The following is a 12826-nucleotide window of genomic DNA, read 5'->3' on the forward strand; positions in this document are numbered from 1 at the left end:
AGACGGATTTCTTGGTCGAAAACCCATCTACCAGGGGCTTCACCTGTCTGTCACCCCAACTGACCTGCCCCGCGACCAGGTTGGAAAGGGCTCACTGCCGGCCTTCCGTACGTCCGTCGCCGCCCCGGCCGGAACATGGACCACGGACCCGCCCGCCGGCCCCCGGAAGTCCAGCGAGGGCTCGCCGAAGAACAGCAGGCGCCCGTCGGCGGGCAGCCCGCTGCCCCCCGGCAGCAGCGCGCAGTCGACGGCGGCGACGAGAGGGCACTCCGGCACGGGCACGCCCTCGGGCAACCCGGGCGACCCGCCCAACCGCACCACCACCGGCCCGTCCCCGCCCTCCGCGAAGAACGTCCCGGGCACCAGCGCCCGTACCCACGCCTCCACCTCACCCTCGGGCAGCCCCCGAGCCCCCGCCTCGCCCCGGAACCGCCGCACCCGCTCCGCGTTCCACTCGTTCCAGTCGTCGACCATGGGGGCACCCTAGGCGGTTCCGCCGCCGTGCCCGGGGGCGTCGGGCCGTTTCAGCTCAGCGGGCAGGCAAGATCATGATGTCGGTTCGGGCAGCACACCAGGTTCAGAGAGACGATGTTGCCTGACCGGTTGTAGTAGACCCAGCTCACGTCGACACCCACCGGCAGAACATCGAGCGCGTACTCGCGCTTCGTCTCCAGGCCCGCGTACGCTTGGCGGCCGTCCTCCCGCTCCATCGGCGGGTTGTCGAGGAAGTGCTTGGTCGCCCAGTCGAGCGCCGCTGACGCGTCCACCCAGGTCCGCTCAGGGGAAGCCTGATTCCGCTTGAGCAGCCAGTGCCCCGACATCATCGGTGGCAGGTTTGAGGCCGGGAACTCGGCCATCACATCGCGGTACCGCTGAAGGATGCGGACGGCCCCCTTGTCTTCGTCGGAGACCGGAGGCGCGGGAGGGTCAGGATGCGGAGGGCGCCGGTCGCCTTCTCGGTGGTACGTGTCGGGCGATCCGGTCCACGGGCCGTAGCCGTGGATATGTCCTGACCAGCTCATGTGCGCCTTTCCGGGGATCGGGGCGGGCCGCCCCTCGGAGGAGGAGAGACGGCCAGCCGAGGGCTGTGCTCGGGAGGTGTAGCAGGGTCAGACGGTCAGGCCCCGCTGCCTCACCCAGCCGAGGGCGAAGTCATCCAGTTCGGAGCCCGTGTAGCGCAGTTCCTTGCCGGCGCCCTCGGGCTTGGAGTCGCGGACGATGAAGGAGTCGGCCGTGCCGGGGACTGCGGCGAAGTCGACGCAGCCCTCGGTGCAGGGGCCGCCGCAGAAGTTCGTCGTCTCGACGCCGTCCGTCGGCAGGGTGTAGAGGTTGCTGTCCATCGGGGTAGTCCTCTCTGGTGTCACTGCGATGCGGAGATGCGGTCTCCGCGCCGTGGTGCGCTTGCCGACCCACCCCGGCCCGGCCTTCCTGTTCCTGGCCGGGGCGGGCGCTTGGCTCCGCCCCGAGGGGGTGCGAGCCGAGGGGAGTCGACCGGGGAGTCACCCTCGGGGGCGGAAGATCAATTGGTGAGCTGTCGGCAGACGGCCGTGAGGAACGCCGCGGCCGCGATCACCAGTCCCTGGAAGACCCGCTGCCACTGTCCAAGCGGGCGTCTGTGTCTTCCGCGCGGTCGGCGAGGATGCCGACCACCAGGGCGGACATGAGTCCGAGCAGGGCGAGCACGTAGGCCACCTGTTGCGAGCTGGGGCTCACCGCGCACCATCCGTCGCGCTCCTCTGGGTGTGGATCCACAAGAAGCGCCGTGTCAGCCCCGCGACCTCGCGCATGTAGAAGAAGGCGGCAAAGATCGGCGTGTCCGCCCTGGGGCGCTTCTTCAGATCCAGCAGCTCGTACGCCTTGTCGAACATCTGCCGGACCAACGCGTCCGTGTCCGCGCCCAGATCCTTTAGCATCAGCAGGTTCAGATAGCCGACCACGGTCGACGTCTTGAGCTCGATATCCGCGCGGATCGAACTGTCCAGCCTCATGGTCAGGACGGACTCGGTGCTGTCCTGGATCAGCTCCGCATCGATCGGTTCATCACCGTCCGCGGCGTCGGTTACTTCGCATCTGCTCGTGTCGGTCTTCACGGCGTTTCCCTCACTGGCTGACGGCAGTTTCACCGGATGGAGACCAGCGTTCCGCGCGAGCGGCGTGCGGACCACGGCGTTCGTGGGTCAGTGTTGGGACATCTCCGGGACATGGGACAGGCGGCATGGTTGGGTGCGGCAAGAACCGGGGAAAGGGGGCTGCATGAGCATCGCCGACAGGCGCAGGGCTCTGGGCTTCACCCAGGAGGGGTTCGCCGAAGCGGCAGGCGTCGACCGGCGCACCGTGGGCCGATGGGAGACGGGCAGATGCAAGCCTCAGCCTTCCCAGCGGCCCAAGGTGGCTGAACTGCTACAGATGGACCTTGAAGAACTCGACGCCTTGTTCACCCCGGCCGAGGTGCCGCCGAAGCCCGCATGGTCAGCGTCGAACGCCCATCACTGCCCGGGGGACTCAGACGAGATGATCCGACGCGAGTTCCTGCGCCTCATAGGAGTCTCAGGCGCGCTCGCCGCCGTGCCCGCGGGCGAGGCTGACGCCCTGGACGGCGGCGTCATCGACTACGGGCGCATGAACGGCTATCTGTGGCAGGTCTACCAGTTCGCTCGGGCCAAACACACTGTGTACCCCGTCGTGCGGTCGCAGCTCACTGCCTTGAACGACGCGCTACGCGACCGGCGGGCCGCTCCGGGCTCGCTTTGCGTCGCGGCCGGCGACCTGTTCCAACTGGCGGGTGAGCTGGCCTTCGACTCCAACCGGCACGACGATGCCGCCGCCTTCTACTCGTTGGCGGCCAGTGCGAGCAAGGAGGTCCGCGCTTACGACCTGTGGGCGTGCGCCCTGATCCGCAGCGCGTACGTAGACCTCTCGGAACACCGCTACAAACAGGCCGCTGAGACTCTGGAGGCTGCGCGGTGCGTCGCCCTGCGCGGGGACAGCAGCCTGGTGACGGAGCACTGGGCCGCAGCCGTGCAGGCGGAGGCGTTCGCCTGGCTTGGCGACTTCGATGCCTGCGAGGAGGCCCTGGACGAGGCGGAGAAGGTCACCGACCTCGGCGGGCAGGTCCTGAACGGCGGCTGGTTACGCTTCGACGGCTCGCGCCTGGCGGAGGGGCGAGGCGCCCGGTACTTGCAGCTCAACCGCCTTGGCCTGGCCGAGACGGCCCTGCAGGACGCACTGAAACTCGCTCCCCTGGCGGCCGGCCGTTCCTTCCGACGCCGGAGCGCGGTGCTTGTCGACCTGGCCGTGATCGGCGCGAGGCGGAAGGACCCGGAGCAGGTCATGCAGTACGGACTCGAAGCGATGCGTTTGGCGCAAGCCTCCGGGTCCGGCTACGTCGCCCGTAGACTCCAAAGCCTGGCTGCCGAGCTGGGCACCTGCGGACGCGACCGGCGTATTGCCGAGTTGAGGGCCGAGATCAACGCCATGACGGCATGACGAGAGGAGATGGCATGGCCGACGAGGGCGCACGGGTCTTCCGCGAAGCGTGGATCGCCGGAGTGCGGAGGCACTTCCCCGGCGAGCCGAAGCCGAGTTACGTGACCCCGTGGGAGGAGACGCCCGAGTGGGAACGCGAGGCCGCGGGGGCCGTGTACGCACAGGTCCGCCAGTTCCTCGAACTGAGCGGCGGCCACGCGTCCCGCCTCTCGCGTGAGCAGAAGGGCCGGTTCGTCGCGACAAGCTGGACGGCACAGATGTACAAGCACTTCGAGGACCCCAAGCCAGGGTACGTGGCCGACTGGCCCGACCTGCCGGACTGGCAGAAGGAGACCGACTCGGACATCTTCGAGGCGGTCGCAGAAAGCCTTCGGTAGGCATGTGCGGCACGTAACTTCCCGAAGCGCCTGGTCAGTTGGCCAGGGCCTTCCAGTCATGTGTTCAAGGGCGTTGAGTGAAAGCGAGGCTCCGCCAATGCGGCGCCTCGGTCCCCGGAGTCAGTAGTCCACGGGGGCCTTACCGGACTACTGCGACAAAACTAGACCGAGCAGCGGCGGTCGCCAACGCCGTTCGCTCAGGCGATGATCATCCGATCCCCGTTCGGTCGGGCAGCCGTGCCTTGTGCCGACCTACTTCGTGTAGGTGGCCGGTTGAGTCACTGCCCGAGTCTCCCGGTATGAATGCGCGGAACCTCTTCCGTCCAGAGACTCATGGGATAACATCCATGCAGGCAGCGGGGGATGAGATGGGGGCAACGGTGCGCAGGATCTCCGAGGTAAAGATTAGCGGCTTGTTCGGTTACGTTAATCATGACGTAGAGTTCACCGAGGGATCTCCTACCACTATCATTTCAGGCCCCAACGGTATCGGTAAAACACATTTTTTGCGTTTGCTTCACGCGCTCATTTCGCTCGATCTCGACACTCTTTCCTCGGTTGAGTTCGAAGCCATCGAAGTTCGCTTCACCGACAAGTTCACCCTCAAGGCCTCGCCGCATCACGAAGAAGGCGAGGTGGCAGGATTTCGACTGTCTGTCAAGAGGCCACTGGCCCGTAAATGGCAGGAAATCATTATCCCCTATTCGGGGCGTGTCGAGGGAACAGAGGGACCAGAATGGGCCGTGAGGCTTCCTGATGGAAGTTGGTTCGATACCCGCCTGGATCGACTAATGTCACGCGATGTGGCACGACGTTGGGGTCTGAGAACCAAAGCCTCCCCTCAGTCCTTGGTACGCAGCAACGCGTCAATGGTGGAGGTGTACGAGGACGCACGATCGATCCTTGTCGACACTCAACGCCTTGATGCAGTCCCGATCTATCCAGGAAAAATTCACCGTCCGGCGGCAGCCGGCAATACTGGTACGACCGTCACTAGGATCCGGCTCTATATCGACCAGGTCGCGGCACAGATGGAAGAAGCACGCCGCCGTTCCCTCAACGAGTCCTTGGATGCCGATCAGTCGTTCGCCGCTCGTGTCCTGCAGAAGGCCCGGACAACGATCAATGAGAAAGACCTAAAAGAGAGGTACCAGAGAATCGCTGACCAGCATGCTGAACTGCATGCGAGCGGTTTGAGTGTCCGCCCTGTTGATGTCCGCTTCCCTGAAGAGAAAACCACACCGACAGAGCGAAGAATTCTTAATGTCTTTCTGGATGACTGGGAGCGCAAGCTTCAACCCCTGCTACCCATCCATGAGAAGCTAAAATCCCTGCGACGGATCGTTGAGACCAAGTTCATTGGTAAGGAAATTTTCTTGAGCCCCAAGGGGCAAATCAGGTTTCGCTCTAAAATCAACGGCCGTCCTGTTGCAGTTCACGCCCTTTCCTCGGGCGAACAACACCTCCTTGCGGTATTTAGCATGCTGCTATTCTCCGCTCGTAGTGGATCTCTCGTTCTGATTGACGAGCCCGAGATCTCAATGCACGCCGCATGGAAGCACTCGTTCTTGGACGACATTAGCGAAGTCGCTAGGTTGGCGCACCTCCAGATTGTCCTCGCAACTCATTCAAGCGCGATCATCAACGGTAATTGGGACCTAGTTCGAGAAATTGCGACCCCCAGCCTCCCTGAGGCAAATCTTGATGAAGTAGACGCTGATGAGGACTTGGATAGCGAGGTTTAGTGTGACCACTTCTCCTTCGCTTAGAGAACTCGATCGACTGGAAGATCGGATTCGACTGCATCGGCAGCGCGACAAGCGCCCCGTGGTGATCGTGGAAGGTCCGAGCGATGTACGGATCCTTCAACGGGCATTCCAAGGAAAAGACATAGCCTATTTCCCCGCAAGCACTCGCAGCGTAGCTCTAGAAGCGGCCGAGAAGTTGGAGGCGTGGACGCAGGAGAATTTCGCTTGCGTAGTTGACCGTGACTTCGATGACGTCGTCGACGATGCGGAGCAAAGACTTCGAACAGTCCACCCCTATGAGAACGCCGATATGGAGGCCATGCTGGTCCTCTCAAGGGCTGGTCTTGATCTGCTGCTCGAAATTGGGAGTTGCGATAAGATCGAGAATCTCGGCGGGGCGCAGAAGGTAGCCTCTCAGTTGATAGGAATTTTGGGACCCATAACCCGTCTGCGTCGAGCAAACGCAGAGAATGGTTGGGGACTGGCTTTTGATGCCGTCGACTTGTCCAGTAAGATTGACAAGAAAACGATGACACTCAAAATTCGATCCTTCTGCAATGCGCTACTCGATAATTCGCGGAACAGGTCCGAACTGCCGGCACATGACTGGCCAGAGTTGCCCTCTTTGGCGGCACTCACGGATTACGCGGAAGGTCGGCAACATGTGACGCGTGAACCAGTGTGCCCGAGAGGGTCAGAGCCGTATTTTCGTGGAAGGGACTTCCTGCTCGTTCTCGGAGTGGCGCTGTGCGGCTACTGCGGTACAAAACGAGCTCAGAGTGTGACGCTGGACAACCTTGAAGGGGCCCTACGCCTCGCTGGAGCGCACGAACTCCGCGTCAATCAATGGGGGCTGGACCTGCTTCGCCTTATAGGCGCTTCCTGAAACGGCCTCGTGTGGCGGGTGCCCTCAAGCAGCACATCAAGGCGTGTTGTCCGGTGGAAGGCCCCATGCCTGTGGCTTCAGGCGGACGGTCCGTCTGTCACGAAGTGGCTGGTGTTCACGCGTCTCGACGGCGCGGGCCCCATTCGGTGTACGGACTTCAACGATCGAGTGGAAGCTTGCTCTCGTGGCCGTTGAGGTCATCACTCCGCCGAAGCCGAGAGAGAAGTCACCAGGTCGCCCGTCAACACGGCATGCGCGCCCTCAGGCACTTCTACGCGTCCGTCCTGCTAGACGCTGACGAGAACGTCAATCACTGAGCTTCTTCAGCGTTGCCGCTCCAGGGTGAGGACAGCCTTGGCGATTGACGTCATGCGGTTCGGGCTGCATCGGGACCTGCGGAAGATGTGCCAGGACTTCAGGCGGGCGACGCCGCGTTCGACGGGTGCCCTCGCCGAAGCCAGGGCCCGGTTGACGGTCTTCTCGGTGAGGGTGAGTTCCTGTAGGGGCCTGCGTTTGATGCCCGTGGTCACCCAGGGGCCACCGCCCTGGTAGGCGAGATCGGCCAGGATGGGGACGCCCTGGCGCTCACAGATGCGGATGATCCTGTGGGTGCGGGCCGCGGTCAGGTCGTGAGTGCGACCCGGCAACGCGGGTGAGAGCCACAGCAGCCGGCCGTCCGGATCGGTGACCACCTGCACGTTCACTCCGTGCCGGCGGTGCTTGTGGGAGTAGTCCGCGCGTGAGTCGCCGACCCGGTCGCACTCGGCCAGGGTGCCGTCCAGCAGGGCGAAGTCGGGGTCGGCCTCGCGCAAGACTTTCAACAGCCCCGGCGCACGCGCGGCGAGCAGGTGGATGACCGCGCTGGTGTAGGCGTGGGCGGTGGACTCGCTGATCCCGAACCCGGCAGCGATCTTCGCCAAGGTGGTGTGCTCACGCAGGTACACCAGTGCCACCATCGCTCGCTGAGACGGGCGGAGCTTGCAGCGCCGGTCACCCTCGCGGGTGACGACGAGCATGGTCACCCATTCCACAAGCGCATGCGGCAGGTCGAGTGCGGCAGGATAGATGACCAACGAGGCCCCCGAGCAGCGTGGTTGAGACGTCAGACATCTCGATCAACAGCTCGGGGGCCTCGCTCGTTGCGGCCCGCGGACCGTCACCTGATCGGTGGCCACCTCGAAGAAGCTCACTGAGCGCCTACCTTGGCCACAGAGATCGGGGGGCGCGCTACGGGTCCAGGTGCACCTCATGCCGAGCAGCGCCGCATAGGTCCGGAAGGCCGTGGATAGATTGTACGAGAGCGCCGATCCGGCGCTGGAGGCCCAGGGGCGGTTAGTCGTTTCGGAGCCGACGGTCAGCGACCGACGGCCCCGACCGCCGAACGAACGGGAAAGCTTTCTGACCTGCCCCTACAGCACCGGCAGGTTCTTCCGCAGCTCGAAGGCCGTCACCTCCGACCGGTACTCCTCCCACTCCTGCTTCTTGTTGCGCAGGAAGAAGTCGAAGACGTGTTCGCCGAGGGTTTCGGCGACGAGGTCGCTGCGTTCCATCAGGGTCAGGGCCTCGCCCAGGTTCTGCGGGAGGGGCTCGATGCCCAGCGCGCGGCGCTCGGCGTCGGAGAGGGCCCAGACGTCGTCCTCGGCGCCCGGCGGGAGTTCGTAGCCCTCCTCGATGCCCTTGAGGCCGGCGGCGAGCAGGACGGCGTAGGTCAGGTACGGGTTGGCGCCGGCGTCGATGGAGCGGACCTCGACGCGGGCCGAGCCCGTCTTGCCGGGCTTGTACATGGGGACGCGGACCAGCGCCGAGCGGTTGTTGTGGCCCCAGCAGATGTACGAGGGGGCCTCGCCGCCCGCGCCCGCGGTGCGCTCGGTGCCGCCCCAGATGCGCTTGTACGAGTTGACCCACTGGTTGGTGACCGCGCTGATCTCCGCCGCGTGCCGCAGCAGGCCCGCGATGAAGGAGCGGCCGACCTTGGAGAGCTGGTACTCGGCGCCGGACTCGTAGAACGCGTTGCGGTCGCCCTCGAAGAGGGAGAGGTGCGAGTGCATGCCCGAGCCGGGGTACTCCGAGAACGGCTTCGGCATGAAGGTGGCCTGGAGGCCCTGCTCCAGCGCGACCTGCTTCATGACCAGGCGGAACGTCATGATGTTGTCGGCCGTGGAGAGCGCGTCGGCGTACCGCAGGTCGATCTCCTGCTGGCCGGGGGCGCCCTCGTGGTGGGAGAACTCCACCGAGATGCCCATCGACTCCAGCATCGTGATCGCCTGGCGGCGGAAGTCCATGCCGATGTTCTGCGGGGTGTGGTCGAAGTACCCGGAGTTGTCGGCGGGCGTGGGGACCGAGCCGTCGACCGGCTTCTCCTTCAGCAGGAAGAACTCGATCTCCGGGTGGGTGTAGAAGGTGAAGCCCAGGTCGGAGGTGCGGGCCAGGGCGCGCTTGAGGACGTAGCGCGGGTCCGCGAACGACGGCGAGCCGTCCGGCATCAGGATGTCGCAGAACATCCGGGCCGTGCCGGGGGCCTCCGCGCGCCAGGGCAGCACCTGGAACGTGGACGGGTCCGGCTTGGCGATCATGTCGGACTCGTAGACCCGGGCGAAGCCCTCGATCGCGCTGCCGTCGAAGCCGATGCCCTCGTCGAAGGCCTGCTCCAGCTCGGCCGGGGCCACGGCCACGGACTTGAGGAAGCCCAGCACGTCCGTGAACCACAGGCGTACGAACCGGATGTCGCGCTCCTCCAAGGTCCGGAGCACGAACTCCTGCTGCTTGTCCATCTTCCGCTTCCCCATCCTTGCTGGTCAGGCCGCCTGTCTCCGGTGCCGCAGGAGGCGGTCGGGCACCTGAGCATCCCACCACACGACCGTTTCGTGCGCGTTGCCGACCATGATCGGCCGGGCGGCCCGGGACTGAACGGCTCAGGTGCGGCGGGTTTCCGCTCTCCCCGCAGCGTAGAGGCCGTGTGTTCGATCGGGCCATTCCTGGGCTGCGGCCGCAACAGATCCGGCGCACTCCCTACGAACGGGCCCCCCTTCCGCCTTACGATCAGCGCACTTACCGCCGCCTTCCCAGAAGGGCACTACCCCATGGGCACCGCCAAGAAGAGCAGCAGCCAGGCCCGGCAGGCGCGCATAGCCGAGATGCGGCGCGCGGAGGAGGCGCGGCAGCGCCGCAACCGCCTCCTCACCATCGGCGTGAGCGTGGTCGTCGTGGCCGGTCTCGTCGTCGGCGGCGTGCTGCTGGTGCGGTCGCAGACCGGCGACTCGGACGACACCGCCTCCGACGGCAAGGCCGCCGGCAAGTTCGTCACCGGCGAGGACGGCGTACGCACCTGGAAGGGCACCCTCTCCCGCAACCACGTCACCAAGGACGTGTCCTACCCGATGAAGCCCCCGGTCGGCGGCGACCACGACCAGGTCTGGATGAACTGCGACGGCGACGTCTACGACAAGGCCCTCAACGACAAGAACGCCGTGCACGCCCTCGAACACGGCGCGGTCTGGGTGACGTACACCGGCAAGGCCCCGAAGGCCGACGTCGACGCGCTGGCGGCGAAGGTGGAGAAGACGCCGTACTCGCTGATGAGCCCCTACGAGGGCCAGCGGGACCCGATCATGCTGAGCGCCTGGGGGCACCAGCGGACGGTGACCGGGGCCGACGATCCGGCGGTCGACGCGTTCTTCGAGAAGTACGTGCAGGGCAAGCAGACGCCCGAGCCGGGCGCCGCGTGCACCGGGGGACTGGCGAAGTGAGGCGACGGGTCCGCCGCGCCGCCGCCGGGGCCGTCGCGGCGGCGCTCCTCGCGGCGGGCGCCGTCGCCTTCGCCGTCACCCGGGACGACGGTACGGACCCGGCGCCGGCGGCGGACTCGGCGGACGCCGGGTTCGCCCGGGACATGGCCGTCCACCACCAGCAGGGCGTCGAACTGGCCTACCTCGTGCGCGACCGCACCGACGACGAGGAGGTGCGGCGGCTCGCCTACGACATCGCGCAGACGCAGGCCAACCAGCGAGGCATGCTGCTCGGCTGGCTCGACCTGTGGGAGCTGCCCAAGGTGTCCTCCGACCCGCCGATGACCTGGATGGGCATGGGCGACATGCCGTCCGCGGGGCCCGGGTCGCTGATGCCGGGCATGGCCACCGACGCCGAGCTGGCGAAGCTGGGCACCCTGGACGGCAGGCGGGCGGAGGTCTACTTCCTGCGGCTGATGACCGAACACCACAAGGGCGGCGCGCACATGGCCGAGGGCTGCGTGGAACGCTGCGCGGTCAAGGCCGAGAAGCGGCTCGCGGACAGCATGGTCGAGTCCCAGCGGTCGGAGATCGCGCTCATGGCCGACCTGCTGCGCGAGCGCGGCGCGAAGCCCCCCGCCTGACCTGCGGCGCCCCCCGCGTCCCTCCATCGCGTCGGTCTGACGATTACACTGGTTCCGTGCCTCAACTACGACTCGCCCTGAACCAGATCGACTCCACCGTCGGTGACCTCGCGTCGAACACCGAGTCGATCGTCCGCTGGACCCGGCACTCCGCCGAGCAGGGAGCGCACCTCGTGGCGTTCCCGGAGATGGTGCTGACCGGGTACCCCGTCGAGGACCTGGCCCTGAGGTCGTCCTTCGTCGAGGCATCCCGCGCCGCCCTGCGCGCGCTGGCCGCCCGCCTCGCCGAGGAGGGGCTCGGCGAGCTGCCGGTCGTCGTCGGCTACCTCGACCGCAGCGAGACCGCGCGGCCGAAGTACGGCCAGCCCGCGGGCTCCCCGCAGAACGCGGGCGCGGTGCTGCACCGGGGCGAGGTCGTGCTGACCTACGCCAAGCACCACCTGCCCAACTACGGCGTCTTCGACGAGTTCCGCTACTTCGTGCCCGGCGACACCATGCCGGTGCTGCGGGTGCACGGCGTCGATGTCGCGCTGGCCATCTGCGAGGACCTCTGGCAGGACGGCGGCCGGGTCCCCGCCGCCCGCTCCGCGCGGGCCGGGCTGCTGCTGTCCATCAACGCCTCGCCGTACGAGCGCAACAAGGACGACACGCGGCTGGAACTGGTGCGCAAGCGGGCCCAGGAGGCCGGCTGCACCACCGCCTACCTCGCCATGACGGGCGGCCAGGACGAACTGGTCTTCGACGGCGACTCCATCGTCGTCGACCGGGACGGGGAGGTCGTCGCGCGGGCGCCGCAGTTCTCCGAGGGCTGCTTCGTCCTCGACCTCGACCTGCCGGCCGCGGCGCCCGACGCGCCGGACGGGACCGTCGACGACGGGCTGCGCATCGAGCGGGTCGTGCTCTCCGAGGAACCCCTGCCGGGTTACGGACCCGAGCTGACCGGCGCGTACGCCGACCGGCTCGACGACGACGAGGAGGTCTACTCGGCGCTCGTCGTGGGCCTGCGCGCCTACGTCGCCAAGAACGGCTTCCGGTCCGTGCTGATCGGCCTCTCCGGCGGCATCGACTCCGCCCTGGTCGCCGCCATCGCCTGCGACGCGGTCGGCGCGGAGAACGTCTATGGCGTCTCCATGCCGTCGAAGTACTCCTCCGAGCACTCCAAGGACGACGCCGCCGAGCTGGCCCGGCGCACCGGGCTGCACTACCGCACCGTCGCCATCGAGCCGATGTTCGACGCGTACATGGGGTCGCTGGGCCTGACCGGCCTGGCCGAGGAGAACCTCCAGTCCCGGCTGCGCGGCACCCTGCTGATGGCGATCTCCAACCAGGAGGGCCACATCGTCCTCGCCCCCGGCAACAAGTCGGAGCTGGCGGTCGGCTACTCCACGCTGTACGGCGACTCGGTGGGCGCGTACGGGCCGATCAAGGACCTGTACAAGACGTCCGTGTTCCGCCTGGCCGAGTGGCGCAACCGGGCGGCCGCCGAACGCGGGCAGACCCCGCCGATCCCGGAGAACTCCCTCACCAAGCCGCCCAGCGCCGAGCTGCGGCCGGGGCAGGTCGACACGGACTCGCTGCCGGACTACCCCGTGCTCGACGCGATCCTGGAGCTGTACGTCGACCGCGACCGGGGCGCGGACGAGATCGTCGCGGCCGGGTACGACCCGGAGCTGGTGGCACGCACGCTGCGGATGGTGGACACGGCGGAGTACAAGCGCCGGCAGTACCCGCCGGGCACCAAGATCTCGCCCAAGGGGTTCGGCAAGGACCGGCGGCTGCCGATCACCAATGGGTGGCGGGAGAAGGCGTAGGGGAGGGTACGTCCCCCGGGGGCGGGGGCGTCTTCGGGCGCGGGCGCGTCTTGCCGGTGCCGGCCGGCGTCGGCGCGCGCCCGCTCGTCGGTGCCCGTGACCCCCGGTCCGGTTAGGCTCTGGCCACGACGACCTTGATCCGACGGGAG

13 protein-coding genes are annotated in these 12826 nt (G+C 66.7%); 7 read left to right on the forward strand and 6 right to left on the reverse strand.

Going from position 1 to position 12826, the window contains the following annotated elements:
* Positions 1-39: 39 nt before the first annotated feature.
* From ACFY32_RS32565 to ACFY32_RS32580, 4 genes are all read right to left on the reverse strand, one after another.
* A complete protein-coding gene (locus ACFY32_RS32565) occupies positions 40-474 on the reverse strand; it encodes a hypothetical protein (RefSeq protein ID WP_390676203.1) in 435 nt (144 codons plus the stop codon).
* Between the two features lie 50 nt (positions 475-524).
* Positions 525-857, reverse strand: a complete 333-nt coding sequence (locus ACFY32_RS32570) for a hypothetical protein (RefSeq protein ID WP_359190973.1) — start codon at positions 855-857, stop codon at positions 525-527.
* 252 nt (positions 858-1109) lie between these two features.
* A complete protein-coding gene (locus ACFY32_RS32575) occupies positions 1110-1340 on the reverse strand; it encodes a DUF397 domain-containing protein (protein WP_359190970.1) in 231 nt (76 codons plus the stop codon).
* 369 nt (positions 1341-1709) lie between these two features.
* A complete protein-coding gene (locus ACFY32_RS32580) occupies positions 1710-2090 on the reverse strand; it encodes a hypothetical protein (protein WP_359190968.1) in 381 nt (126 codons plus the stop codon).
* Between the two features lie 163 nt (positions 2091-2253).
* Between ACFY32_RS32580 and ACFY32_RS32585 the strand changes: the two genes are divergently transcribed.
* From ACFY32_RS32585 to ACFY32_RS32600, 4 genes are all read left to right on the forward strand, one after another.
* The gene (locus ACFY32_RS32585; protein WP_359190965.1) at positions 2254-3486 is read left to right on the forward strand and encodes a helix-turn-helix domain-containing protein; all 1233 of its coding nucleotides are present in this window, start codon (positions 2254-2256) and stop codon (positions 3484-3486) included.
* A 14-nt stretch (positions 3487-3500) separates the two neighbouring features.
* Positions 3501-3863 carry a hypothetical protein gene (locus ACFY32_RS32590; protein WP_359190962.1) on the forward strand — a complete coding sequence of 121 codons (363 nt, stop codon included), beginning with the start codon at positions 3501-3503 and terminating at the stop codon, positions 3861-3863.
* A 347-nt stretch (positions 3864-4210) separates the two neighbouring features.
* Positions 4211-5608: an AAA family ATPase gene (locus ACFY32_RS32595; protein WP_359190959.1), complete on the forward strand. Its 1398-nt coding sequence runs from the start codon at positions 4211-4213 to the stop codon at positions 5606-5608.
* A gap of 1 nt (position 5609) precedes the next feature.
* Positions 5610-6497: a hypothetical protein gene (locus tag ACFY32_RS32600; protein WP_359190956.1), complete on the forward strand. Its 888-nt coding sequence runs from the start codon at positions 5610-5612 to the stop codon at positions 6495-6497.
* Between the two features lie 323 nt (positions 6498-6820).
* On the opposite strand, the gene ACFY32_RS32605 is transcribed toward ACFY32_RS32600, so the two are convergent.
* Positions 6821-7570: a transposase family protein gene (locus tag ACFY32_RS32605; protein ID WP_390676204.1), complete on the reverse strand. Its 750-nt coding sequence runs from the start codon at positions 7568-7570 to the stop codon at positions 6821-6823.
* 336 nt (positions 7571-7906) lie between these two features.
* Positions 7907-9268, reverse strand: coding sequence for a glutamine synthetase family protein (locus tag ACFY32_RS32610; RefSeq protein WP_359203825.1), 1362 nt, complete (start codon positions 9266-9268; stop codon positions 7907-7909).
* Positions 9269-9577: 309 nt separating this feature from the next.
* On the opposite strand from ACFY32_RS32610, the gene ACFY32_RS32615 reads away from it, so the two are divergent.
* Genes ACFY32_RS32615 through ACFY32_RS32625 form a run of 3 tightly spaced genes read left to right on the forward strand, consistent with a single transcriptional unit; the run spans position 9578 to position 12677 of the window.
* On the forward strand, positions 9578-10243 hold the full coding sequence (locus ACFY32_RS32615; protein ID WP_359203828.1) for a DUF3105 domain-containing protein: 666 nt from the start codon (positions 9578-9580) through the stop codon (positions 10241-10243).
* Positions 10240-10866 carry a DUF305 domain-containing protein gene (locus ACFY32_RS32620; protein ID WP_359203830.1) on the forward strand — a complete coding sequence of 209 codons (627 nt, stop codon included), beginning with the start codon at positions 10240-10242 and terminating at the stop codon, positions 10864-10866. Before ACFY32_RS32615 ends, ACFY32_RS32620 begins: the two co-directional genes overlap by 4 nt.
* Before the next feature lie 56 nt (positions 10867-10922).
* Positions 10923-12677 carry an NAD+ synthase gene (locus ACFY32_RS32625; protein WP_390676205.1) on the forward strand — a complete coding sequence of 585 codons (1755 nt, stop codon included), beginning with the start codon at positions 10923-10925 and terminating at the stop codon, positions 12675-12677.
* Positions 12678-12826 lie beyond the last annotated feature (149 nt).

The organism is Streptomyces sp. NPDC000134, from assembly GCF_042899225.1.
Lineage (GTDB): Bacteria > Actinomycetota > Actinomycetes > Streptomycetales > Streptomycetaceae > Streptomyces.